Source organism: Pseudoalteromonas sp. APC 3694 (genome assembly GCF_030407565.1).
Taxonomy (GTDB): Bacteria; Pseudomonadota; Gammaproteobacteria; order Enterobacterales; family Alteromonadaceae; genus Pseudoalteromonas; species Pseudoalteromonas tetraodonis.
In genome coordinates, this window is sequence record NZ_JASDDE010000012.1 from 30,040 (window position 1) to 54,375 (window position 24,336).

At 40.8% G+C, this 24,336-nt stretch carries 23 protein-coding genes; 10 read left to right on the forward strand and 13 right to left on the reverse strand.

What is annotated here, in order from left to right; all coding sequences use genetic code 11:
- Positions 1-16 precede the first annotated feature (16 nt).
- Entirely contained in the window at positions 17-592 is a 576-nt protein-coding gene (locus QMA00_RS06435; protein ID WP_024600801.1) for a mechanosensitive ion channel domain-containing protein, read from the forward strand.
- A 98-nt stretch (positions 593-690) separates the two neighbouring features.
- On the opposite strand, the gene QMA00_RS06440 is transcribed toward QMA00_RS06435, so the two are convergent.
- The 3 genes from QMA00_RS06440 to QMA00_RS06450 form a co-directional block, all read right to left on the reverse strand.
- Complete coding sequence (locus tag QMA00_RS06440; RefSeq protein WP_008110612.1) at positions 691-1,749, reverse strand: succinylglutamate desuccinylase/aspartoacylase family protein; 1,059 nt, start codon at positions 1,747-1,749, stop codon at positions 691-693.
- Positions 1,736-2,641 (reverse strand): 30S ribosomal protein S6--L-glutamate ligase, encoded by a 906-nt coding sequence (rimK, locus tag QMA00_RS06445; RefSeq protein ID WP_008110610.1) that lies wholly within the window; start codon positions 2,639-2,641, stop codon positions 1,736-1,738. Before rimK ends, QMA00_RS06440 begins: the two co-directional genes overlap by 14 nt.
- Positions 2,642-2,706: 65 nt before the next feature.
- Positions 2,707-3,129, reverse strand: a complete 423-nt coding sequence (locus tag QMA00_RS06450) for an ATP-dependent zinc protease (protein WP_008110607.1) — start codon at positions 3,127-3,129, stop codon at positions 2,707-2,709.
- Positions 3,130-3,704: 575 nt separating this feature from the next.
- On the opposite strand from QMA00_RS06450, the gene QMA00_RS06455 reads away from it, so the two are divergent.
- Complete coding sequence (locus QMA00_RS06455) at positions 3,705-4,676, forward strand: zinc transporter ZntB (protein ID WP_076922099.1); 972 nt, start codon at positions 3,705-3,707, stop codon at positions 4,674-4,676.
- Positions 4,677-4,744: 68 nt separating this feature from the next.
- Here QMA00_RS06455 and rraB read toward each other — a convergent pair whose 3' ends face one another.
- The 9 genes from rraB to QMA00_RS06500 form a co-directional block, all read right to left on the reverse strand.
- On the reverse strand, positions 4,745-5,080 hold the full coding sequence (rraB, locus tag QMA00_RS06460; RefSeq protein WP_008110603.1) for a ribonuclease E inhibitor RraB: 336 nt from the start codon (positions 5,078-5,080) through the stop codon (positions 4,745-4,747).
- On the reverse strand, positions 5,080-5,793 hold the full coding sequence (locus tag QMA00_RS06465) for a 1-acylglycerol-3-phosphate O-acyltransferase (protein ID WP_036980160.1): 714 nt from the start codon (positions 5,791-5,793) through the stop codon (positions 5,080-5,082). Before QMA00_RS06465 ends, rraB begins: the two co-directional genes overlap by 1 nt.
- A gap of 166 nt (positions 5,794-5,959) precedes the next feature.
- The gene (gene parC, locus QMA00_RS06470) at positions 5,960-8,257 is read right to left on the reverse strand and encodes a DNA topoisomerase IV subunit A (RefSeq protein WP_193049683.1); all 2,298 of its coding nucleotides are present in this window, start codon (positions 8,255-8,257) and stop codon (positions 5,960-5,962) included.
- A 10-nt stretch (positions 8,258-8,267) separates the two neighbouring features.
- Positions 8,268-9,362, reverse strand: a complete 1,095-nt coding sequence (locus QMA00_RS06475; RefSeq protein ID WP_076922101.1) for a PQQ-dependent sugar dehydrogenase — start codon at positions 9,360-9,362, stop codon at positions 8,268-8,270.
- 27 nt (positions 9,363-9,389) lie between these two features.
- Positions 9,390-11,279, reverse strand: coding sequence for a DNA topoisomerase IV subunit B (gene parE / locus QMA00_RS06480; protein WP_036980166.1), 1,890 nt, complete (start codon positions 11,277-11,279; stop codon positions 9,390-9,392).
- Between the two features lie 20 nt (positions 11,280-11,299).
- Positions 11,300-11,863: a YqiA/YcfP family alpha/beta fold hydrolase gene (locus QMA00_RS06485; protein ID WP_008110593.1), complete on the reverse strand. Its 564-nt coding sequence runs from the start codon at positions 11,861-11,863 to the stop codon at positions 11,300-11,302.
- Positions 11,848-12,633, reverse strand: coding sequence for a metallophosphoesterase (locus tag QMA00_RS06490; protein WP_076922102.1), 786 nt, complete (start codon positions 12,631-12,633; stop codon positions 11,848-11,850). The genes QMA00_RS06485 and QMA00_RS06490 overlap by 16 nt, the downstream gene beginning before the upstream one ends.
- Positions 12,620-13,078 carry a DUF1249 domain-containing protein gene (locus QMA00_RS06495; protein ID WP_013465838.1) on the reverse strand — a complete coding sequence of 153 codons (459 nt, stop codon included), beginning with the start codon at positions 13,076-13,078 and terminating at the stop codon, positions 12,620-12,622. Before QMA00_RS06495 ends, QMA00_RS06490 begins: the two co-directional genes overlap by 14 nt.
- 30 nt (positions 13,079-13,108) lie before the next feature.
- Complete coding sequence (locus QMA00_RS06500) at positions 13,109-13,735, reverse strand: NUDIX domain-containing protein (RefSeq protein ID WP_076922103.1); 627 nt, start codon at positions 13,733-13,735, stop codon at positions 13,109-13,111.
- Positions 13,736-13,893: 158 nt separating this feature from the next.
- On the opposite strand from QMA00_RS06500, the gene tolC reads away from it, so the two are divergent.
- The 3 genes from tolC (at position 13,894) to QMA00_RS06515 (ending at position 17,421) form a co-directional block, all read left to right on the forward strand.
- Complete coding sequence (tolC, locus tag QMA00_RS06505) at positions 13,894-15,252, forward strand: outer membrane channel protein TolC (protein WP_076922104.1); 1,359 nt, start codon at positions 13,894-13,896, stop codon at positions 15,250-15,252.
- A 635-nt stretch (positions 15,253-15,887) separates the two neighbouring features.
- Positions 15,888-16,811 (forward strand): LpxL/LpxP family Kdo(2)-lipid IV(A) lauroyl/palmitoleoyl acyltransferase, encoded by a 924-nt coding sequence (lpxL, locus tag QMA00_RS06510; RefSeq protein WP_076922105.1) that lies wholly within the window; start codon positions 15,888-15,890, stop codon positions 16,809-16,811.
- A 37-nt stretch (positions 16,812-16,848) separates the two neighbouring features.
- A complete protein-coding gene (locus QMA00_RS06515) occupies positions 16,849-17,421 on the forward strand; it encodes a toxin co-regulated pilus biosynthesis Q family protein (RefSeq protein ID WP_076922132.1) in 573 nt (190 codons plus the stop codon).
- 64 nt (positions 17,422-17,485) lie between these two features.
- Here QMA00_RS06515 and glnE read toward each other — a convergent pair whose 3' ends face one another.
- On the reverse strand, positions 17,486-20,281 hold the full coding sequence (glnE, locus tag QMA00_RS06520; RefSeq protein WP_076922106.1) for a bifunctional [glutamate--ammonia ligase]-adenylyl-L-tyrosine phosphorylase/[glutamate--ammonia-ligase] adenylyltransferase: 2,796 nt from the start codon (positions 20,279-20,281) through the stop codon (positions 17,486-17,488).
- A 78-nt stretch (positions 20,282-20,359) separates the two neighbouring features.
- Here glnE and QMA00_RS06525 point away from each other — a divergent pair, with 78 nt between their 5' ends.
- The 5 genes from QMA00_RS06525 to QMA00_RS06545 all read left to right on the forward strand — a co-directional run bounded on the left by QMA00_RS06525 (position 20,360) and on the right by QMA00_RS06545 (position 24,319).
- Complete coding sequence (locus tag QMA00_RS06525) at positions 20,360-21,253, forward strand: hypothetical protein (protein ID WP_076922107.1); 894 nt, start codon at positions 20,360-20,362, stop codon at positions 21,251-21,253.
- A gap of 77 nt (positions 21,254-21,330) precedes the next feature.
- Positions 21,331-21,804, forward strand: coding sequence for a hypothetical protein (locus QMA00_RS06530; RefSeq protein WP_076922108.1), 474 nt, complete (start codon positions 21,331-21,333; stop codon positions 21,802-21,804).
- Positions 21,805-21,874: 70 nt separating this feature from the next.
- The gene (rsmE, locus tag QMA00_RS06535; protein ID WP_055012525.1) at positions 21,875-22,609 is read left to right on the forward strand and encodes a 16S rRNA (uracil(1498)-N(3))-methyltransferase; all 735 of its coding nucleotides are present in this window, start codon (positions 21,875-21,877) and stop codon (positions 22,607-22,609) included.
- A gap of 66 nt (positions 22,610-22,675) precedes the next feature.
- Positions 22,676-23,626 carry a glutathione synthase gene (gene gshB / locus QMA00_RS06540; RefSeq protein ID WP_076922109.1) on the forward strand — a complete coding sequence of 317 codons (951 nt, stop codon included), beginning with the start codon at positions 22,676-22,678 and terminating at the stop codon, positions 23,624-23,626.
- A 135-nt stretch (positions 23,627-23,761) separates the two neighbouring features.
- Positions 23,762-24,319, forward strand: a complete 558-nt coding sequence (locus QMA00_RS06545) for a YqgE/AlgH family protein (RefSeq protein ID WP_076922110.1) — start codon at positions 23,762-23,764, stop codon at positions 24,317-24,319.
- Positions 24,320-24,336 lie beyond the last annotated feature (17 nt).

The window sequence follows — 24,336 nt, forward strand, 5'->3', positions numbered from 1 at the left end:
ATTGTGAGAATACGTTTTGGAATTAATCTCTCTTTTAGAGCTTGTGGGCACACAATATAAGCTAATCGTAACCGTGATTGCGCTGTTGAGCTTTCCGTTATTGTTAAAGCTCACTAAAAAGTTACTCGAAAAAGCCATTAGAGGTAAAATCGATTTACACCGAAAATACCGAGCAGAGTTACTATTAAAAATAATACTCGCCTTTGTTATGTTGTGTTTAGTGTTAGTTTTTTGGGGAATAGAGCTGCGTGGTTTACTGGTATTAGGCTCTTCTTTATTTGCCATGTTAGGTGTTGCGCTGTTTGCGGCTTGGTCATTATTGAGCAACTTAACTGCTTTTTTACTGATGTTTATTCAAAATGACTGCCGTGTAGGTTATTGGGTGAGAATTGTGGATGGAGCTAACGCCATTGAAGGGCGTATTATTGAAATGGGGCTGATGAATGTCTTACTCGAACACGTTGATGGTCACAGAGTGATTTACCCTAATAACTTATTTGTTACCCGCCCGGTGTTAGTGCTTAATACGGAGCCTAAACCAACAAAAGCGCCTAAAATTAAACGCATTATTGGCCCTAAACCGCGTAGCTAAACAACACCTATTAAAAAACCGCGTTAGCTTAAAACTAAGGCGGTTTTTTATATCTACAGATAGAGTCATACCAATTCACTTAATTGAGCAAATTGGTATTAATTATTTAGTTCAGCCGTTTTCAGCTCATCATCTAAATCATTTATCTCATCAATAAACGTTTCTAACTGCTGCTCTACCAAGCTATTTGCATGTGCAAAATAAGCAATATGGAATACGGCATCGCCTTCATTTACCAGTGGCATGGTCTGCTGGCCAATAATAATACCGCTTCGAGGAGCAAGGAGTTCAAGTTCTGAATCGCCAAGCGGACTGCTAATATAAGCAAGCACTTGGCCTTTCATTACTCGCTCACCTAACGATACTTGCGCTCTTACTATGCCGTCTACTTCTGCACGCACCCAACTAGTGGAGCTTGCAATCACAGGATCAGGCAGTTTTTTAGGGCGTTTACCGCGTATCATTTTTAAATGTCGCATAACATAATCAACCCCTTGTACACCCGCTGCAATCGCAATCGGGTCAAAGCGCAACGCTTCACCTGCTTCGTAGGTAATAACGGGTATACCCAAATTAGCCGCTTCACTGCGCAATGAGCCATTGCGTAACGACGCATCAATAACCGCAGGTGTGCCAAAAGCCTTAGCCATTTGCGCTGTAGCTTCATCGGCTAAATTAGCGCGTATTTGCGGTAAGTTAGTACGATGAATTGCACCCGTATGCAAATCTATAATATGCGTACAATGCACAGCTACTTGGTTAAAAAACATATACGCCATACGACCTGCTAACGAACCACGCTCAGACCCCGGAAAACTCCGGTTCATATCACGGCGATCGGGCAAGTAACGAGATTTATGAATAAAACCAAATACATTCACAATCGGGACCGCTATTAATGTCCCACGCAGCTGATTAGGGTCGATTTTAGCCAGTAACTGGCGCACAACCTCAACCCCATTTAGTTCGTCGCCGTGTATAGCCGCACACACCATCAATACAGGGCCTTCCATTACACCGTTAACCACTTCAATAGGAATATTAAGCGGTGAATGGGTGTAAAGCTTTGCAGCTTCTAGCGCGAGTGTTTTACGTTCACCTACACCAATACTTTCACCTAATAGGGTGAAAGGTCGGTTAATTTTAACCTTTGCCACGAGTTGCCGTTCCTTTACTTGCAGCATTTTTCTCGATGAAATCAATCACCATGCCCGCAATGTCTTTACCTGTTGCCACTTCAATCCCTTCAAGACCTGGCGATGAATTTACTTCCATAACCAAAGGACCACGAGATGAGCGAAGTAAGTCAACGCCAGCAACGTTTAAGCCCATTGCTTTTGCCGCTGCTACCGCTGTTTTACGCTCTTCTGGCGTAATACGCACCAGTGTAGCGCTACCACCACGGTGAAGGTTTGAGCGGAACTCGCCTTCCTGTGCTTGGCGTTTCATTGCAGCAATCACTTTATCTCCGAGTACAAAACAACGAATATCCGCACCACCCGCTTCTTTAATATATTCTTGTACCATGATATTGGCTTTTAAACCCATAAACGCTTCAATAACACTTTCAGCCGCTTTACGTGTTTCAGCAAGTACCACACCAATACCTTGAGTACCCTCAAGTAGCTTAATAACGACCGGTGCGCCACCTACCATTTCGAGTAAGTCTTTTACGTCATCTGGCTTGCTAGCAAAGCCTGTTACCGGCATGCCTACGCCTTTGCGTGATAATAATTGTAGAGAACGTAATTTATCGCGCGAACGAGAAATAGCCACAGACTCATTGACCGGATAAACACCCATCATTTCAAACTGGCGTAATACAGAACAGCCATAAAAAGTAACTGATGCGCCAATACGCGGAACAATGGCATCAAAATCTTTTAGGTTTTCGCCGCGGTAATGGATTTCAGGTTGATCTGAGTTTATATTCATATAACAACGTAGCGCGTTAATCACTTTTACTTCATGACCACGTTGCTCAGCCGCTTCAATTAAACGACGCGTTGAATATAAATTTTTGTTGCGAGATAAAATACCAATTTTCATAGTTAAAACCTTAACTAAATTATGTTGAGCAAGCACATATAAGTATGTTGCTACTCAACGAATTCTTATAATAAATGTGATAAAGCCGGATCAACGACTATACGATTTTCCATAGCTGTGCGCCCTAATAACATTCTAAACTTCATTGACGCACGACTTGTTAATGTAATTTCTATTGGCCAACTAAATTCGCCAGCATGTAGTGTAGTTTCAATAAAGTAACGCAGTTCTTTTTGGCCACTAGAGCTGGTAACGTACTTCATTTTTTTAACTTTGGCATTGCAGGTAATTTGCGTTTGCTCGTCTTCTTGCAATGGTTGGGCTATAAATTTAACCCATTTTTCGCCTTCCACTTCATATTCTTCAATATTAATTGCATGAATACAGGAAGTACGTGCACCGGTATCTATTTTTGCTTTAATTTGCTCGATGCCCAGCTCGGGTAAACTCAACCACTCACGCCAACCAACTGTTATTTTTGTCGTCATAAATGTGCCCTTAGTAAAAAAAGTGTTTTATACGCTACAGCAAATAAAACACCAACAAAATAAATTAATCTACTCGATAAGCCGATTTGATTGACCTTTTAAGCTAACTCGTTTAACAATGCAGTTCTTACGTATGCATTTAACCATAGGCTAAAACATAAGTTTTTGTTGCTAAACTCAGTTTAACATATACAAAGTAAAGCTAAATTTTATTTAACTAGGGTCTGTGGACCTTTACGAATTAATATTTGTTCAAACTAGGGGCAATTTAATCGCGGCGCGAGGTTTGTAACCTAGTGGGCTAAGTAAAAATCGAGCAAAGCTTCCGCGTCCTGCTCACGCCCCTTACCTACATCCATGTAGGCAACAAAGAGTTAATTGCCCCTAGGCAGAACCCTTCGGGCAGCGCCTATCTGGCATTGATGCTGTGTTATCGCCTATTTATGGGGAATAACCACACTCTGCCTTGCCTAAATACCAAATAGACTGCTGAAAATTTAACCTTGAAAGATAAACAGATCCTAATTACATTACAGTTAACTGTATTAAAAACATACTATCGATGAGAAATTATTATGATTAATGGCTTACTTCATGCACTTATTCTTGATGAAAAAGGCGGTGTACGCCCCATAGAAAACAGCAAGCAATTACACCAATGGCAACCTACTGATGGAAAACTGTGGGTGCATATGGACTACAGCCAAACAGATGCGGTGGATTGGTTAAAAAACTGCGGGCTGTTAAACGACTATGAACTGGAATCACTCACTGCTGATGAACCGCGTCCACGAATAACGCCAACAACGAATGGCCATATGTTATTTTTACGCGGGATCAACTTAAACCCAGCACAAAGCCCTGAAGACATGGTATCTATTCGGTTATTTATAAATAACGATGTGGTGATCACCACGCGTAAGCGCCGATTATTATCAGTGCAAGATATTCTAGCCTCGTTGAATAATAATGAGGGGCCATGCAGTATTTCTGAATTGGTGTGTACATTAGCGCACAAGCTCACTTCACGTATGCAAACAGTAATTGATGAGCTAGATGAAAGCTTAGATGATTTTGAAGAGGAAATTGATGAGCCCAGTAAAAAGTTTGATAACCAAGGCTTGTCGCAACTTCGCCGTCAAACCATCGCGCTAAAACGTTACTTAAAACCACAAAAAGAAGCACTCAGTAGCATGGTTAATAATCATTACCCATGGCTTTTTGACGATGATAAAGCCAAGCTAAATGAAACCACCAATTTACTTATTCGCTATTTAGAAGAGCTCGATAGTTCAATTGAGCGCGCACTTGTTATCCAACAAACCATTACAAATCAGGTCTCTGAGCAATTAAATCAGCGGATGTATGTAATGTCGGTGGTGGCTGCTTTATTTTTACCGCTGGGCTTTCTAACGGGATTATTGGGGGTCAATGTCGGCGGTATACCTGGAACAGAAAGCCCTTATGCATTCACTGCATTTGTGGTGTTTTTAATTGTTTTGACTGGTGGGATTGGTATTTACTTTAAAAATAAAAAGTGGCTGTAATTACAATACAGCTCCAACAAGGCACAAAAAAGGCGAACATCATTGTTCGCCTTTTGCATTGGTAACCATTACTCTTGAAAGTAAGTGCCCCAACCATCGTATTCAACATCGCATTCAACAGCAAGTTGCGCGAGTTTATCAACGTCTTCCATTATCACGTCGACATCTAATTCGGCTTCAACAACAATGTCAAAACTCCAAATTTTTTCACCGTCTTCAAGCTCAAGTTCTGCTGGCTCTTCTACATCGTAACCTAGTTTAAACGCAGCCAATGCCGCTTGTTCTAACTTAGTAAAGTCTTCACATACAAAGTGGTGTTCTACTTCATAAAGAATTTCTGGATCGGACCCATCTTCAAGTAGTGAAGTTACGATGTCTTCACTTATTTCACGCCAGTTTTCCATTATTTCTCTCTCACTTGAGCATCTAATTCTGTTATTTTAGCAGCCATAATACTGTGCACACTTTTAGCATGTTCACGGGCACTGATACTGTTATCAAGTGCTATGGGGGCTAACATTTCAATGTAAATTGTACCATTATCCCAGCGATTTAGTTTAATGGTTTTATCGGTTGTGTTCATACATACTGGCACAACAGGCACCTCTGCACTCATTGCGGTATGAAATGCACCGGTTTTAAAGGGGAGTAAACCACGACCATAACTACGCGTCCCCTCAGGGAACATCCACACCGATAAGCCTTTTTGTTTTATTTTAGCCGCTGCTTTTGAGATTGTGCCAGCAGCTTTTGAACGATTTGATCGGTCGATTAAAATATTACCCGACAACCAATAAAGCTGACCAAAAAATGGGATCCATTTAAGACTTTTTTTGCCAACGCTCACACAATTTTTTGGTACCATAGCTGGAATAGTAAATAAATCGTAGCTATTTTGATGATTCGCTACATACACAGCAGGCCCCACCTTAAGCGCATCAGGATGATATTTTAGTTCTAATTTAACCCCAAGCATTTTAGCCATTGAGCCAAACCAACTTGCAATAACGTGCACATTACTAGGATGAAATGGTCTAAATATTGATAACAACAAACCAAAAAAACAACTTAATAATATAAACAACAGCATTATTAAAATACGTATAACAGCTAGCAAGTGCGCCTCTCCAATATAACCACAATCATATATTGCTTTATTATAACGTTATTTTGTTGCGCAGACGAGAAAATAGCGCACAAGCGTTCGCTGAAATAAAACAGTCATAAAAAAACGGCTTACCTAAGTAAGCCGTTATCTAGTTTAGTCTAATTTTCCGAGTGTTTTAACTTTGCTCAGTATCTGAATTTGGCTCATCAACTTGCTGCGGCGTCAACTCTACCACGGCTTCATCAACGCGCTGTAAACCACGAGGTAACTTGTTCCCTCTGCGGCCTCGCTCGCCATGGTAATGCTCAAGGTCGCTTGGTTTAAGCGTCAATTTACGCTTACCTGCATGCAGCGTAACACTGCTCCCTTGCGGCACAACTGCTAATACTTTTACAAACTCTTCGCGCGCTTGTACTTTAGCGCCCGGAATAGAAATAATCTTATTGCCCTTGCCTTTACCTAGCTTAGGTAAATCACGCAGTGGGAATAACAACATTCGCCCCTCGTTAGAAATTGCCATACAGTAATCACTGGCAACGTCATTAACCCGTACTGGCGATAACAACACACCACCTTTTGGCACACTCACTAAGGCTTTACCGTTTTTGTTTTTACTGACTAAATCTTTAAAGTCAGTAATAAAGCCATAACCGGCATCAGAAGCCATTAGCAATACTTGAGCGTCTTCACCCATAACTACGTGCTCAAAGCTTGCGCCTGAGGTTAAGTTAAAGCGCCCTGTCATCGGCTCGCCTTGGCTTCTTGCAGAAGGAAGGCTATGGGCATCGGTCGCAAATGCACGCCCTGCTGAATCTAAAAATACTGCAGGTTGATTACTTTTACCTCGCGCTGATGCTTTATAGCCATCACCGGCGCGGTAATTTAACCCTTCTACATCTAAGTCATGCCCCTTACCAACACGTGCCCAGCCTTTCTCAGATAGAACAACAGTCACAGACTCTGAAGGGATTAAATCTTTTTCGCTCAGAGCTTTGGCTTCCACACGCTCAATAACAGGTGAGCGACGATCGTCGCCATACATTTCTGCGGCTTCTTGAATTTCTTTTTTAAGCAACGTCGACATGCGACGGTCTGAGCCCAATGTTTGCTCTAATTTGTCACGCTCTTTTGCCAATTCGTCTTGCTCACCACGAATTTTAAACTCTTCAAGTTTTGCCAAATGGCGAAGTTTTAATTCTAAAATGGCTTCTGCTTGAATATCGGTTAACTCAAAGCGTTCCATTAATAATGGTTTAGGCTTATCTTCAGAGCGGATAATTTCTATAACTTCGTCAATATTTAAAAAGGCAGCAAGCAAGCCCTCTAAAATATGTAATCTTGCGAGTACTTTATCGAGTCGATATTGCAAACGACGACGCACTGTTTCACGTCTAAAGGTTAACCATTCAGTTAAAATACTACGTAAGTCTTTAACTTGTGGACGGCCATCTAAGCCCAGCATATTTAAGTTTACGCGGTAATTTTTTTCAAGATCGGTGGTGGCAAATAAGTGCGCCATTAATGGCTCAGCTTTAATTCGGTTTGAACGCGGAACAATTACAATACGGGTTGGATTTTCGTGATCAGACTCATCACGTAAGTCAGCCACCATTGGTAACTTTTTAGCGTTCATTTGCGCTGCAATTTGCTCAAGTACTTTTGCACCCGAACATTGGTGCGGTAACGCAGTAATAACGATATCGCCCTGCTCTTCACAATACACAGCGCGCATTTTAATTGAGCCACGACCGGTTTTATAAATTTTGTGAATATCAGCTTTAGGCGTAATTATTTCAGCATCAGTTGGATAATCAGGCGCATGCACTAAATCCAATAACTCTTCGAGTTCTGTTTTTGGTTTATCAAGTAATAAACAACAGGCACTGGCTACTTCACGCACATTATGCGGCGGTATATCGGTTGCCATACCCACAGCAATACCGGTGACACCATTAAGTAATATATGCGGTAAGCGCGATGGCAACACTAAAGGCTCATCCATGGTGCCATCGAAGTTTGGCGTCCAATCAACGGTCCCTTGGCCTAATTCTTTAAGTAATACCTCAGAGAATTTAGATAAACGCGCTTCGGTATAACGCATTGCCGCAAATGACTTAGGATCATCAGCTGCACCCCAGTTACCTTGACCATCCACCAAGGGATAGCGATAAGAGAACGGCTGCGCCATAAGTACCATGGCTTCATAACAGGCACTATCACCGTGAGGATGGTATTTACCTAATACATCACCCACGGTACGGGCTGATTTTTTGTATTTAGCACTTGCCGATAACCCCAGTTCACTCATCGCATAAATAATACGACGCTGAACGGGTTTTAGGCCGTCACCAACGTGCGGTAAGGCACGATCCATGATCACGTACATTGAATAATTTAAATAGGCGTCTTCGGTAAAACGCCCCATTGTTTGCTGTTCAATTCCTTGCATTAGCAAGGTATCTGTATCACTCATTAAAGCTTACCTAGTTTTTCTTATAGCTTACGCGGTAAATTACGTTTGCGTAATCATCGCTTACCAATAGACTGCCATCATTTAATTGTGCAAATGCAACAGGGCGTCCAAATGTCGTTTCGTCTTGCATAAAGCCGGTGATCAGTGGCGTATACTTTGTTACCTTGGCATTTTCTATAGTTGCCACTGCCACTTTATAACCGACCTTTTTAGAGCGGTTCCATGAACCGTGCTCAGCTACAAATAACTGTTGTTTATAGCTATCAGGGAACTGCTTGCCGGTATAAAAATGAATACCTAATGGCGCAACATGCGCACCTAATGCCAATGCAGGTTGAGTGTAGTCAGCAATCTTTTTGCCTTCACCAAACTCCGGATCAACAATAACGCCACCATGCACGTATGGAAAACCAAAATGTTCTTCTTCTTTAGTGATGCGGTTTAGCTCATCGGGTGGAATATCATCCCCCATCATGTCGCGGCCATTATCGCTAAACCATAGCATTTGCGTGCTAGGGTGAAAGTCAAAGCCTACAGTATTGCGCACACCTTTGGCTAAAGTGGTTATTTCTTTGGTGTCGGTGTTTAACGAAAAAATACGACCAAACCGAGGATCTTCTTCGCAAATATTACAGGGAACACCCACCGGAATAATCAGCTCGCCGTTTGGCGCAAAGCGTAAAAACTTCCAGCCATGGTGGCGCTCTGACGGTAAATCGCTATAAAACACTTCATACTCAGGGTTTTTGAGGTGCTTATCGATATTTTTAAAACGAATAATACGGTGCACTTCACCAACATATAAGTCACCGCCTTTAATTGCTAAACCCGAGGGCATATTCAGTCCCTCTGCAATCACTATTTTTTTATCTGCCACACCATCGCTGTTATGATCAATCAATGCATACACATTACCCGCATTACGCGAACCTGCATACACTATACCTCGGCTTGATACTGCAATTTGCCGAGCATTTTCAACATCATCAGCAAATAAGCTTATTTCAAACCCTGGGGCAGCCGTCAGCTTGTCGAGGATATTTTTCGCCATCACTGGCGATGACATAAAGCCGACTAACAACAGTGTGCTAAATAGTATTTTCATTTGCCTCTCCTGTAGCCCAAAGGCTTATTAAACTTGTGCTTTGTTACCGTGATCTTCAAGCCATTGGCGGCGATCTGATGAACGCTTTTTAGCAAGTAACATATCCATCATTTCCATTGTTTGCTGCTCTTCATCAAGTGTTAGCTGCACTAAACGACGGGTATTTGGATCCATGGTTGTTTCACGCAATTGTAGCGGGTTCATTTCACCCAAGCCTTTAAAGCGCTGTACGTTTACCTTACCGCGTTTTTTCTCTGCTTCTATACGCGCTAAAATGCCCGTTTTTTCATCTTCATCAAGCGCGTAATAAACATCTTTACCAATATCAATTCTAAACAGCGGTGGCATAGCAACATACACATGCCCAGTTTTTACCAGTTGTGGGAAGTGGCGCACAAATAAGGCACACAATAAAGTGGCAATGTGCAGTCCATCCGAGTCAGCATCCGCTAATATACATATTTTATTGTAACGCAGCCCTGATAAATCACTTGAATCGGGGTCAATACCCAATGCCACTGAAATATCATGCACTTCTTGAGAGGCCAAAATTTGCCCTGATTCTACTTCCCAAGTATTTAAAATTTTACCTCTTAGCGGCATAATCGCCTGAAACTCACGATCTCGCGCTTGTTTAGCTGAGCCACCCGCTGAGTCACCCTCTACTAAAAACAATTCCGTGCGGTCATTATCAGCAGCACTACAATCGGTCAGTTTGCCTGGTAATGCAGGGCCTGAAGTAACACGTTTACGAACTACTTTCTTAGCCGCGCGTAAGCGACGCTGTGCATTTGAAATACACAATTCAGAAAGTAACTCTGCGGTGTCAGTGTGCTCATTTAGCCATAAGCTAAAGGCATCTTTTACAACACCCGATACAAACGCAGCACATGAACGTGATGAGAGTTTTTCTTTGGTTTGCCCTGCAAATTGTGGGTCTTGCATTTTTACCGACAATACATAACTACAACGTTCCCAAATATCATCTGGGGTGAGCTTTACACCACGTGGTAATAAGTTTCTAAATTCACAAAATTCACGCATCGCCTCTAAAAGCCCTTGGCGCAGGCCATTAACATGGGTACCACCTTGTGCGGTAGGAATTAAGTTTACATAACTTTCGGCTGTTGACTCACCGCCTTCAGGCATCCATACAACGGCCCAATCAGCGCCTTCAATAGAACTTGAAAACTCACCTACAAATGGGTCTTTAGGCAGTATCTCATAGCCTTTAACTGCTTCTACTAAGTAATCTTTTAAGCCGGTTTCATAAAACCACTCTTGGGTTTCTTTCGTTTGTTTATTTACAAACTTAATACGCAAACCTGGGCATAGTACCGCTTTGGCTTTTAATAAATGGTTAAGCTTAGTCAGTGAAAAGTTAGCAGAATCAAAATAGCTGGTATCTGGCCAAAAGCGCACAGTAGTACCGGTATTGCGTTTACCCACTGAGCCAATAACATTTAAATCTTCAACTTTATCGCCATGCTCAAAAGCCATTCTAAATTGCTGTGCGTCACGGCGAACCGTTACTTCCACGCGGGTAGATAGCGCATTAACGACCGAGATACCTACCCCATGCAAACCACCAGAGAACTGGTAATTTTTATTTGAAAATTTACCACCTGCGTGTAATTTGGTGAATATTAGTTCAACCCCAGGAATACCTTCTTCAGGGTGAATATCTATCGGCATCCCCCGACCATCATCGCTCACTTCAAGTGAGTTATCTTCATGCAAAATGACATCAATACGCGTCGCATGCCCGGCCATTGCTTCATCAACACTGTTATCAATAACCTCTTGGCCTAAATGATTGGGGCGCGATGTGTCTGTATACATGCCTGGGCGGCGTTTTACCGGCTCTAATCCATTAAGTACTTCAATGGCTTCGGCGTTATAATTTTGTTGAGTCATAGTTTTTATCTTTATATACGCTAATATCTGATTTTAAGAAAATCGACAATGCTTGAAAAAGCTCGCTCAAAGCCATTAAAGCTATGATCGCCGCCAAATTCAATTAACTGTTTACATTGTGAGTAATACTTTATTGCGTGCTGAAAATTTAACACTTCATCCCCTGTTTGCTGTAATAAGTACAACAGCTCAGGGTGTTTTAACTCTGTCACCGTTAATGCTTTTAACGCATCTATATGACGAGATTGTAATTGGTAATTATAATCTTGATACGGATTATAATTAGGCCCAAGTATAGGCTCTAATAATGTATATGGGGCAACGGCAGGATTAATTACCACCGCAGGAATTTGATAACGCTGCGATAAATACGTGGCAAAAAAGCCACCTAACGAGCTGCCCAATAATACGGTATTCGGTGTTAATAGTTGTTCAAGCGCTATAATCGCCTCTATAGGTTCATGGTTTAAGCGTGGCACACAATAATCAACATCATAGTGTGCCATAAGCTCACCAAAGCGCACAGCTTTATATGATTTTTCAGAGCTATTAAAACCATGAATATAGATTACTCGTTTAACCATACCACGTCCGTGCGTATATGCACCTTTTGTTGCTCAGCATTTAAGTGCAGCATACGATAAGCCGCCCCTTTATCTTCTTGCTGCCAAGTAGCACTGTGCTTTGTAAACTGCACGGAACTGGCCGGTGTCGCGTAAATATCAAGCTCTCTAAATTGCTGTTGGTAGTCATTGTGAACATGCCCATGAAACAGCGCATCAACGCAGCTATTATTAACTAATAAATTTAATAGCTGCGGCCCATTTTCTAGTATGTGTTTATCTAGGTAGCCATTAATAGGCAATGGGTTATGATGGCAAAATACAATATGACGATTGTCTGAATCGACTAAACACGCCATAATTTCCTCTAAATGCGAGGGCGTCACCCACCCAGCAGGGGTATTTCCTTTAGAATTAAGTAATAAAAGCTCAAACCCTTGCGCCACAATATGTTTAGCGCGTTGTATTTGCCCGCCACTAATTAAATTGAGCTGTTCAATTTCATCATGATTGCCGGGAACCCAAAATACGGGGCAATCAAGGTCACTATTATGAATCAGTTCAGCAAATAATAAATAGGAATCAAAGCTGTGATCTTGGGTTAAATCGCCACCAAATATCAAGGCATCAAGCTGCTGTTTTGCTATATCTGTAAGTGCCCTAGTAAAATGTTCTGCGGTGTTAACCCCAAAATACTCGCCCTGCTTATCGCTAAAAAGGTGACAATCCGTTATATGGGCTATACGAAGCTGGGCTTGCTCAAAATAATACGTATCATCAAACCAAGCCATTATTTACATCCCAATTAAGTGTTGATTGACCTCGCTCTACACAGGCAACCAACCAATCATATAAAAAAGCATTCAACTGATATTTTTCATCTTTTTGATGCATCTTAGGATTAGGGTAGCCATAGGAAGGTTTGATTCGTTGGTGGTAATCATGATGGACAATTTCGGCTACTTTAGCATCATTATATAAGCGCACTGTTAAATACAAAGGCGAAATACCACTTACCATTCCTGATAACTGTTTAATAGATACATCAAGGGTGTACTTGGCATTGTCATCTATGTTGATGGCAAATTCACTGTGGCCCAGTTTGATTTCTCTAACACTGCCAATCGCTCGTTCACTAGGTAGTAATTTTAAAAGGCGTACGTAATTATGCTCACAAAGTGTTAAATACTTTGGAAGGCTTTGAATGTATCGATTAGTCGTTAAAAGTGCTGTCAAAATACCGCCATTACTATTAAAAAATTAAAACTATGCCCACTTCTTACGTATTCTGTCGCGATTTAGTGCTAACCATTGCAAGCAAATTACCGTAGCCGCATTATCTATCTCGCCACGATTGAGTCGCTCAAATGCTTCATCTAAATCCATAATATGCGTTTTAATATCTTCACCTTCGGTGTCTAAGCCATATATACCGGTATTAATTTGGCTTAAGTCGGCGTGAGCTAAATATAAATATAAACGCTCTGTAGTACCGCCGGGGCTTGAAAGGTAAGACAACATAAACTCAAGTTCTGTTAAATTAAGTCCCGCTTCTTCAAACGCTTCTTTTTTAACAACCGACTCGTAATCTTCACTGCCATCGGTCATGCCCGCTATACATTCTAACAGCCAAGGCGTGTGTTTGCTTTTAATTGCGCCAATTCGAATTTGTTCAATTAGCAGCACTTGCTCAGTTACTGGGTCATAAGGTAAAACTGCGACCGCATCTCCGCGTTCAAGAATTTCTCGACGAATTACCTCAGACTCTCCACCCGCAAATAAGGCATGCTTAAATTGATAAAGGTTTATTTTAAAAAAACCATCATACAAATTTTCAATTGGTTTTAATCTCACATCGTCATGGGTAAATTTAATACGACTTTTATTCGTCATCTATTCTTTCCTTTTTGAGGGTGCAAATACATCAACGTCATTTAGGTATATATTCTGTTACACTTGAGAACGCTGTTTTACTAATTTTTTTTTTAGTTATTAGTTAAAACAGGTTAACATGCTACTAGTACAAAAATTGTCTAAGGACCGAACATCACATGAAAAAGAACATCCTTGCTGCACTGGTTAGTTTATCATGCGCATTGGGCTCAACCGTAGCCAATGCAGAAGATTTACTTCAAGTTTTTGAAATCGCAACAGCCAACGATCCTACCGTTTTAAAAGCAAAAGCCCAAGCTGAAGCACAATCATACCAAAGCGATCGCGCTATGAGCGCACTATTACCGCAAATTGGTTTAAGCATGAGTTATGAAAAAAGTGACTCGACCTCTTTTCAAAGCATAGGCGATTTATCAAACCAAGTTAAAGTCGAAAGTGAAACGGACCAATTCAGACGTGGTATTAGCTTAAGCCAAACGCTATTTGATTTGGGCGCGTGGAATTCACTCGGCATTGCTGACAAACAAGCACTGCAAGCTAGTGGCCAGTACGATTTTGCTAAACAAAATTTAATAGTACGTGTGGCTGAAGGCTATTTTAACGTATTAAGCGCTATTGATAACCTTGAATTTGTACAAGCTGAAAAACGTGCCATTGAGCGCCAACTTGAACAAACTAAACAACGTTACGCTGTAGGTTTAACGGCTATTACCGATGTACATGAAGCACAAGCACAATTTGATAACTCAGTAGCGCAAGAAATCATTGCTAATAATGCGGTAGAAACAGCCCGTGAGCAGCTACGTGAGATCACTGGTAAGTACCACGCAAAGCTGGATATGTTAAACACCGAAACATTTTCTACTGTTAAGCCAAGTACGCCTGCAACGGATTTAGTTAAAATAGCGAAAGACAAAAACTTAAATCTGCAAGTATCAAAAATAACGGTTGATATCGCTAAAGAACAAATTGAACTTGCTAAAGCAGGGCATTATCCAAAACTAACTTTAAATGCTAGTTACGGCGACTCATTAACAGATAGCGAGTTAAATGGCGCTAGTTTTGACGACCAGCCTCGTTCAGATTCAACATCTGTTGGACTTAACTTTAGCGTACCACTTTACTCTGGTGGCGCAACGGTTGCTGCAACAGATCAAGCACGTGCATTTTACGTTGCTGCGAGCCAAGATTTTGAAACGGATTATCGCGCAGTAACTCGCTCTGTTATTACTTCTTATAACCAAGTGGTATCTGATATTGCGACCTATAAAGCGCTTGAACAAGCGGTTATTTCAGCACAAAGCGCATTAAAAGCCACGGAAGCGGGTTTTGAAGTGGGTACACGTACCATTGTTGATGTGCTCGTCAGTACGCAAAACTTATACAATGCAAAGCGTAACCTTGCCGATGTACGCTATCGTTATGTTGTATCAACGCTTCGCTTAAAACAAGCAACAGGAACATTGAGCCGTGAAGATTTAGTGGGTATAAACCAAGGTTTAAATACCGTTAACTAAGCAAACGACTTCATATAAATAATCACTAAAGCCAGCTTTTTGCTGGCTTTTTGTATTTTTTAACACATAGCGTTAAACTAGGGTCTGTTGACCTTTCAAGGTTAAATTTGCAGCAGCCTGTTTGGTATTTAGGCAAGGCAGAGCCTATCTATACCCAAGTTGCCTCAATCTGCGAGTTTCAGTTGGGATTAAAAGCTATTTTGACAAGGCATTGATTGAAAATAATGGTTATTCCCTTGTTAAAATCAATAACGCAGTATAAATAGCTTTTAAACCAACCCGTAGGGCGTTTCACAGAAACTTACTCCCTTCGTTGTTCCTTTTTAAAAGGGACGACCATTATTACAAAGGGAACGCCTTGATATTAAGTCCCTGTGAAGCGCTGAATTCTGCATATTGAGGCAACTTGGGTATAATGTGGTTATTCCCCATAAATAGGCGATAACGTAGTATCAATGCCAAACAGGCGCTGCCCGAAGGGTTCTGCCTAGGGGCAATTAACTCTTTGTTGCTCGGTTTTTACTTAGCCCACTAGGTTACAAACCTCGCGCCGCGATTAAATTGCCCCTAGTTTGAACAAATATTAATCCGCAAAGGTCAACAGACCCTAGCCTTTTATTTTTAGAGAAATTTTTGTGGTTAACTCATCCCCTTTTAAAGCTTCTTTTTTAGGTCCTCGTTACTGGCTAACCTGGATTGGTGTTTTGTTTTTATATCTTATTTCATGGTTACCACAAAAACTACAATTAGCCATGGGTAAGCAGCTCGGACGCTTGGTTTATAAGTATATGAAACGCAGAAGGCACATTGCTGAGGTTAATATTAAGCACTGCTTTCCAACAATGAGCGAAGCCGAGCAACAACAGCTAGTACTTAAAAATATGGAAAATACCGGTATTGCTATGGTCGAAACCGGCATGGCTTGGTGGTGGCCACAGTGGCGGGTCAAAAAAGTATTGGGATCAATAAAAGGGCTTGAGCATTTTGAACGCGTGCAACAATCAGGAAAAGGCGTTTTATTACTCGTTCCTCATGTGCTTCACCTTGAAATGGCTGGCCGTTTAATGGGGACTGGGTGTAAAGGTATAGGTTTTTATCGCCCACACAATAATCCGCTGATGGAATACTTTACCACTAACGGACGCCTGCGCTCGAATGAATATTTAATTGGTAAAAAAGACGTCAAAGGTCTATTAAAAGCATTAAAGAACAAAAAAGTTTGTTATTACTTACCTGATCAAGATTATGGCCGTAACCGTTGTGAATTTGTGCCTTTTTACGCAGTTCCCGACACAGCAACGACCACTGGCACACTGATGTTTGCGGGTAGTAAAAACTGCGAAACAATGAGCCTAATTACTCGTCGTGATGAGAAAGGCCAATATCATTTAGAAATCGTACCTGAGCTTGAAAATTTCCCAAGCGGCGATGATAAAGCCGATGTAACACGTGTTAATCAGCGCATGGAGCAATCAATAAATGCCGCCCCTGAACAATATATGTGGTTGCATAGACGTTTTAAAACACGCCCAGATAAAGACGCCCCCTCTTTCTATTAAAGATGGGTTATTAAAATAACAAAGATGAGTGACAGCCATGTGGTTTTGGATTAGATATATACTTTTAGCTTTATTGTTAATTGGTGCAGCCACTTACTTTTTACTAAATGGTACGTCGTCACTTAATTATCAACAAACCACCAACGCTGCTGCTGAAGGGTTATCACGGTTTTATGCATCAATTCGAGATAGAATTACTGTCAATAAAGACAATGACAAATTTGTCATTGAACTCGAAAAACCCGATCTTAGCCTCGACAGAGCGCTAAACCAGCGTTCTTTTGTAGTAGAGCCTATGCCTTTAAATTGGAGTGGAGAAGTAGGCCCGCGTCGCTTTCAACGTGACTCAACCTTGCGTACTGTACTGACCCAATATGCTAATAACGAAGGTATTACTTTAATGTGGTACTTAAACAAAGATTACGTAATAAAAGATCACTTTCGTATAGATAGCAGTTTTAACTCCGCTTTATACCGCGTTAGCCGCTCTATTAATGATGACTTTTCAAATGAAGTGTATGCGTTTTTCTGCCCTAAACAACGTGCAGCGGTGATTACCGAGCTACCGTCTGAATTTGTACGCTCAAACTGTTTAAAGCTAAGCAATTAACTACATTCGGTTTAATTTTGTTGATATGCGCTCAAATATTGCTGAGCGCATAACATTAAATTGCTCAATCTAGCCCAAATATTGCCTTCCAAACCGTGCTAACATTATTGATATTTTCACTAAACTCTTCTCGTTTAACGCAGCGACCTTGCTGGTCTAAGCTCAACACATGATAGCGTGAGCGATAGTCTATATACGCTTGAATAAGCTGCTGTTTTTGAATATCGCTGATACAGCCAATTTTAGCCGCATCAGTTAAAATTCTCACATTGTCAGAATTATCGCATAAGTGGGTAAACTCATGGGCATGTTTTAATACCAAGTATTGCGTTATAAACTCAATATCGGTCATGGCACCTACATCTTGTTTTAAGTCAAATTGCTGCGCATTGCCTTTAGCCAAATGGGCACGCATTTTTTCGCGCATTTTAATCACGTCTGCCTTTAAAGTATCTTCATCACGTTGTTGGCACAATATCTCGGCGCGAATTTGTGCAAACCGTGTTACTAATTCAGCTTGGCCTAAAATCAGCCTCGCTCTAACCAGCGCTTGATGCTCCCATGTCCATGCTTGCGTTTGCTGATAATGATTAAAGCTTTCTAGGTTAATAGCTAATAGCCCTGATGCACCTTCTGGACGCAGACGAGTATCTAACTCATATAAAATACCTGAGGCGGTACGGGTATTAAATAAATGCATTAATCGTTGTGCGAGTTTTAAATAAAACTGTCTTGAGTCAATCGCTTTATCACCATTGGTGTAGCTTGTACCATCATGGTTATGCACAAAGACTAAATCGAGATCAGAGTCATAACCCACCTCAAAACCGCCAGTTTTACCATACGCAATAACCGCAAACCCCTTGTTTTCATCATCGGTATTAGGTGGCATACCAAAGCGTTTTACGCAGTGGTACCACGCAATATTTACAGCCTGATCGACTATCGCTTCAGCCAATGCTGTTAAGTGATCGCTTACTTTCATTACATCAATAACGCCCGTCGCATCAGCTGCGGCAATGCGTAATTGATGGGTTTGCTTAAACTGACGCAGCGCTTCCATTTGCTGCTCTAAATCGTCATGTTCAATGCGTAAAAAATACTGCCTTATTTCATCTTTATATGCAGTTAATGGGGTTGGCTTGTAAAGCACAGCTGGGTCGATAAGTTCATCGAGCAAAATGGGGTATAATGAAATATGCTCGCCAATCCATTTACTGTGACAACAAAGTAAAACCAATTGTTTTAGCGTTCCTGGATTTTCATACAGCAACTCTAGATAAGCGGTGCGCGAAATAATTTTATTTAATATTTGGCATACCGTTGCAAAGGCGCTAGCACTGGCATTAAAGTCGTTTAACTGTTTAAGTAATGCCGGCATTAATTTATCAAGAATATCGCGCCCACGATTGCCTACTTTAGCTTTAGATAGGCGCTGTTTGAAGTCGTATAATGGTGTTTGCCACTCATCTCTGGGCTCATTTAAAAAGCTAACATCGCCGTGATCCCAAGCACTAATAAACGCCCCTTCACAGGTATCAAGTGGTTCAGTTTCTTCGCCTATAACCTGTGTAAATTCGTTATGTATTTGGCTCATCACATGTTCTATTTTCACAAGCGTTGCAGCAAAATCTGCCTGAGCGAGCAACACATTGAGTCGCTGTTGATTTAGCTCATCATCGGGCAGTGTTTGTGTTTGTTGATCATCAAATATTTGTAGGTATTGCTCTACTTTGCGTAAGTATAAGTAATTGCTTTTTAAATCTTTAGCTTCAAGTTCATCAATAACTTGGCTTAGTGTTAACTCTTTTAATGCAATTAATAAAGATTGGGTTTGTAAGTTTGCCTCTCTGCCACCTCGCACCATTTGCAAAGCCTGAACAATAAACTCCACTTCGCGAATGCCACCACCACCTAACTTAATATTATTGGTTAAGCGCTTACGACGCACCTCTTGGGCAATCATAAGCTTCATTTTTCTTAGCGACTCAATAACCGAAAAATCAATATAACGGCGATACACAAAAGGCTTTAATAACGTATTAAACTCCTGCCAATAAATGTTAGGCGTGCCAATTAAGCGCCCTTTTAACATCGCGTAGCGCTCCCAATCACGCCCTTGCTCTTGGTAGTAATCTTCAATGGCATTAAAGCTCATTACCAACGGACCACTTTCCCCAAATGGTCGCAAACGCATATCTACGCGAAAAACTTGGCCATCGACCGTACATTGATTAAGTGCTGTAATTAGCTTTTGGGCAACTTTAGTATAAAAGACAGATGCTTCAAGCGAGCGACGCCCACCTTGGGTTTTAACATTGCGAGGATATGCAAAAATAAGATCGATATCAGATGAGTAATTGAGTTCTTGTCCACCTAGTTTACCCATTCCTAATACCATTAACGGTAACGGGTTGTTGTGCTCATCTAATGGCTCACCATTGGTTTTAGCGACATTTTTATAGGCCCATTGATTCGCACTGTCGATCAGTTTATTAGCAAGTTCACTAATATATTTAATACTATTTTCAATCGGGTTTTTGCAGCATAAATCTAAAAAAGCCACCTTTAACCAGTATTTTTCTCGGTATTGGCGCAGTAACTTATGGCACTCACTCTCTTCTATTTTAGTTATATCTAGCTGTGCAAAAGGGTCTAAAATTTCTCTACTTTTAATTTCGTGCTCACACAGCAACCAAGACAGTAGCGCAGGTTGAGAGCTTAAACTGCGCCAAGCAAAATCACTTAACGCCAATAGCCGTATTATCTGCTGCTGGTTTTGTTGCTCTGGGTACAGCGCGGCAAAGCGTGTTTCACCGAGTTTTTTTAATTCAATAGGAAGCTGCGTGTCGTTACTCATCAATACCCTCTTTTATCTCACCAATAACCATACTAGAATGGTTAAAAACCTATCAAGGTAAATCTATTTAGGAACACCATGTCATATTTGTCATTATCTAACACTAGTTTAGTTGCGATTGCTATTAGTTTTGTGGTTATTTGTATTACTATCATCAGTTTAAGAATTATTACTCAAATAAAAGCAAAACAAGCACTTAAAGAAGAATTAGCGCAGCATGATAACTTTGCAATGGGGATTAGTTTTGCTTCTGAAATATCAGTCGTGATCGCCACGATGGCATTTTTGTTCGATGAAATTAGTATTAGCACCGCTCAATCAAATCCGCTGAAAGTCATTTTATTAATTGTGCTGTTATTTTCGTTTATAAAAATGGGACATTTAATCCACCGTAAATGGATTTTACGCCGCTTTAATGAAGAAGCAGCTATATTAAAGCAAAACGTCTGTGCAGCGTTGGTTGATTCAGGCATGCTGATTGCCAACTGCATTTTAGTATTGGGTTTATATACGTGGACACACACTCAAGGCTTTAGTAATTTATTAATAGCCTCGGTAAGCTTTTTTGTTTTACAAGGCATGTTTGCCCTAGACAGTAAAATACGCGAAAAACGCTTTGCTAAAGCCAACCAAGGGGCCTCGTTGCAAAGTAACTTTGGTTTAGAAAACACCTCCATTGGTATTCGCTATGCGGGTAAATCAATAGGCTTAGCACTTGCTGCATATGCTGGTTTATCGAGTGCGGCGTTTCAAAACGGTAAAATGGTAGAGAACTTATTTACTTTGGTAATGCATTGCGGTGTGATGTGGCTGTTACTATACTGTTTAACGTATATTATAAAAATTATTTCAATGCCAAATATAGATACCGCACTTGAAGTCGATCATCAGGATAATATTGGCATTGCCTGTATTGAATTTGCTGTATTTTGTGCTATTGGTTATTTATTAATAAGTATGTTTTCAATTTAGTACCAAACTCATTAAATTTAGCCGTTGCTTAACGTCCCTATTTAATTGTTTGGTAAATTAACAGGGACTTTAGGCATATGGCAATTAAAACAGGAAGTTATCTATTAATCGATATAGATAACGAGTTCAGCCGAGCATTTGTAAAACATTACATAAATACTAATGATGCTGCTAAAAAGGACATCATAATAGCCGGTGCGAACACGCAAAAGCTGGTTAAAATGATGTTTGATGAACTCGTTAAAGATTATTGCTATTGCGATATTGAGAACGAAATCAGTATTTCAGAACTGGCCAGCTACCTTCACGAACACCACAATGTTCAAGGCGTATTATTCAACCAAACAGATTATTTGCTCGCTGATGATACACAGCGCTTTATTTATAATTCATTACATGAAAAACGCTATATGATTAGTCAAACCAATCATGGCTATGACATTAACCCCATAAATGAAGAGTGCCATTCAAATCATTTGTCCTGTGATACCGATATAGCCCAAACCGCACAAGAACTAACAGAGCTTGCAGTCCCTGAATATGAAAAATAAATAATTGCACCCAAGCCTTTGCTTACTTACCATAGAGGGATATAACTTCTATGTAAAAAAGTGATTTGCCATGCGAGTGCCTCATATTTATCAATCATCACCAATTGCCCTTAATACTCCTTTAAACCTAGACGATGATGCTGCAGGGCACATAGGCCGTGTGTTGCGCATGAAAGTAGGCGAGCAGGTTTCTATTTTTAATGGTGAAGGCGGAGAGTTTCTAAGTGAAATTATTGAGGTGAGTAAAAAGAGCGTGGTTGTTATGCCGCTTGAATTTAATCCTCATGACGTTGAATCGCCATTAAAGATTCATTTAGGCCAGTGCGTATCCCGTGGTGACAAAATGGATTTTACCATTCAAAAGTCTGTTGAATTAGGGATCACTGAAATCACCCCTATTTTTAGCCAGCGCTGCGGCGTAAAGCTAAGTGGCGACCGCTTAGAAAAAAAACACCAGCAATGGCAAAAAATAGCCATTGCCGCAGCAGAGCAATCTGGGCGCAACTTTGTGCCAAAAATACACTCACCTGTTGATTTAAAAACCTGGCTTGAACAGCAAACAGCTGCCATTAAATTAACTTTGCATCCTCGCGCCGAACACAGTATTAAAACCATTACCGTTCCCGATGACGGCGTGCGCTTTTTAGTAGGGCCTGAAGGCGGATTTACCGACGATGAAATAGCACAAACAAAGCAACAAGAATTTGTAGATATTCGCTTAGGCCCGCGGGTACTTCGCACAGAAACAGCAGCGTTAACCGTTTTAAGCGCACTGCAATTACAATTTGGCGATTTAGCTAATTGAAATAACTAAAAGCACCCACATATCAAGACTACAGTTGTAAAAAACACATAAACTAAGGCACAGCGCATGGCAATTAAGTTAGGTATTATTTCAGATCCTATTAGTGGATTTAATATTAAAAAAGACACCGGTTTTGCAATGATGATGCAAGCACAAACCCGTGGCTACGAAATTTACTACATGGAAATGGATGATTTATCGCTGCGTCAAGGCAATGCCTACGCCACTGCAGCTAAAGCTCAAGTTTTTGATAACGAACAAAAGTGGTACCAACTTGAAGAAAAAACCACCATTGCACTGGCTGATTTAGACGTTATTTTAATGCGTAAAGATCCGCCTTTTGATACTGAATATATTTACGCAACCTATATTTTAGAACGTGCAGAGCAAGCGGGTACTTTAGTTATTAATAAGCCACAGAGCTTGCGCGACGCCAATGAAAAACTCTTTACAGCTTGGTTTAGTGAACACACGCCAGATACATTAGTAACACGCAGCCAAAAACAAATTCGTGAATTTTTAGCCCAGCATAAAGATATTATTTTAAAACCGCTTGATGGCATGGGTGGCGCTTCTATTTTTAGAGTAAAAGCCGATGATGCTAATATAGGCGTAATATGCGAAACTTTAACCGAGCATGGTAGCCGCTTTGCGATGGCGCAAAATTACATTGAAGAGATCACTCAAGGCGATAAGCGCGTATTGGTTGTTGATGGTGAAGTGATTCCTTATTGCTTAGCGCGTATTCCACAAAATGGCGAAACACGTGGTAATTTAGCCGCAGGCGGACGTGGTGAAGCACGCCCAATTAGCGAATCAGATCTTAAAATTGCTCAAGCAGTTGCCCCTACATTGAAAGAAAAAGGCTTAATATTTGTTGGCTTAGATATCATTGGTGATAAGTTAACTGAGATTAACGTAACAGCGCCAACCTGCGTAAAAGAAATTGAAGCCGCTTACGATATTTCAATTACGGGCATTTTATTTGATGCCATAGAGAAAAAGCTTAATAAATAAATTATCACTGAATCAGTTCTAAGATATAAAGCGATGACGCTTATCGTGTCATCGCTGAAAACTCGAATAAATTTTTAGTGTTAAAACATGGGACTATGCCATACTCAAGATTCAATAACTAAAAGGGTAAAACTTATGCAGTCATTAGAAAATCACTTTTTAATCGCAATGCCATCAATGCAAGACCCTTTTTTTAAACGTGCCGTCACTTATATTTGTGAACACAATGAAGAAGGCGCTATGGGACTTGTTATCAATCAGCCGATTGATGTTACCGTAGGTGAGTTACTCGACAAAATTGATATTGATAACGATAAGTCGCAACATGCCGCGCAAGTGACAGTGTATGCTGGCGGGCCGGTAAAAACGGATCGTGGCTTTGTGCTACATTCACCAAAACCTGGGTACTCGGCAAGCCAAAAGTTGAGCAGTGATATTATGATCACCACCTCAAAAGATGTGTTAGCCACTTTAACCACAGCCCAAGCACCCGAGCAATTTATAATTACCTTAGGTTACTCCGGTTGGGAACAAGGCCAATTAGAGCAAGAGCTATTAGACAATAGCTGGCTGATCATTAAAGCCGATCCTAAAATAATTTTTGGTACCCCAGTGGAAAAGCGCTGGGAAATGGCCGTTTCTATGCTTGGTTTTGATGTTAGCCAATTAAGCCCCGAAGCTGGACATGCTTAGGGTCTGTTGACCTTTGC

Excerpts from the sequence above, each read along its gene's own strand:
- QMA00_RS06500 (WP_076922103.1), bottom strand. The coding sequence starts at position 13,735 with ATGACGAATAAAAGTCGTATTAAATTTACCCATGACGATGTGAGATTA.
- gshB (WP_076922109.1), top strand. The coding sequence starts at position 22,676 with ATGGCAATTAAGTTAGGTATTATTTCAGATCCTATTAGTGGATTTAAT.
- tolC (WP_076922104.1), top strand. The coding sequence starts at position 13,894 with ATGAAAAAGAACATCCTTGCTGCACTGGTTAGTTTATCATGCGCATTG.
- QMA00_RS06490 (WP_076922102.1), bottom strand. The coding sequence starts at position 12,633 with ATGGCTTGGTTTGATGATACGTATTATTTTGAGCAAGCCCAGCTTCGT.
- rsmE (WP_055012525.1), top strand. The coding sequence starts at position 21,875 with ATGCGAGTGCCTCATATTTATCAATCATCACCAATTGCCCTTAATACT.
- QMA00_RS06525 (WP_076922107.1), top strand. The coding sequence starts at position 20,360 with ATGTCATATTTGTCATTATCTAACACTAGTTTAGTTGCGATTGCTATT.
- QMA00_RS06515 (WP_076922132.1), top strand. The coding sequence starts at position 16,849 with ATGTGGTTTTGGATTAGATATATACTTTTAGCTTTATTGTTAATTGGT.
- parE (WP_036980166.1), bottom strand. The coding sequence starts at position 11,279 with ATGACTCAACAAAATTATAACGCCGAAGCCATTGAAGTACTTAATGGA.
- glnE (WP_076922106.1), bottom strand. The coding sequence starts at position 20,281 with ATGAGTAACGACACGCAGCTTCCTATTGAATTAAAAAAACTCGGTGAA.
- QMA00_RS06455 (WP_076922099.1), top strand. The coding sequence starts at position 3,705 with ATGATTAATGGCTTACTTCATGCACTTATTCTTGATGAAAAAGGCGGT.
- QMA00_RS06545 (WP_076922110.1), top strand. The coding sequence starts at position 23,762 with ATGCAGTCATTAGAAAATCACTTTTTAATCGCAATGCCATCAATGCAA.
- QMA00_RS06530 (WP_076922108.1), top strand. The coding sequence starts at position 21,331 with ATGGCAATTAAAACAGGAAGTTATCTATTAATCGATATAGATAACGAG.
- rraB (WP_008110603.1), bottom strand. The coding sequence starts at position 5,080 with ATGGAAAACTGGCGTGAAATAAGTGAAGACATCGTAACTTCACTACTT.
- QMA00_RS06475 (WP_076922101.1), bottom strand. The coding sequence starts at position 9,362 with ATGAAAATACTATTTAGCACACTGTTGTTAGTCGGCTTTATGTCATCG.
- QMA00_RS06450 (WP_008110607.1), bottom strand. The coding sequence starts at position 3,129 with ATGACGACAAAAATAACAGTTGGTTGGCGTGAGTGGTTGAGTTTACCC.
- rimK (WP_008110610.1), bottom strand. The coding sequence starts at position 2,641 with ATGAAAATTGGTATTTTATCTCGCAACAAAAATTTATATTCAACGCGT.
- parC (WP_193049683.1), bottom strand. The coding sequence starts at position 8,257 with ATGAGTGATACAGATACCTTGCTAATGCAAGGAATTGAACAGCAAACA.
- QMA00_RS06485 (WP_008110593.1), bottom strand. The coding sequence starts at position 11,863 with ATGGTTAAACGAGTAATCTATATTCATGGTTTTAATAGCTCTGAAAAA.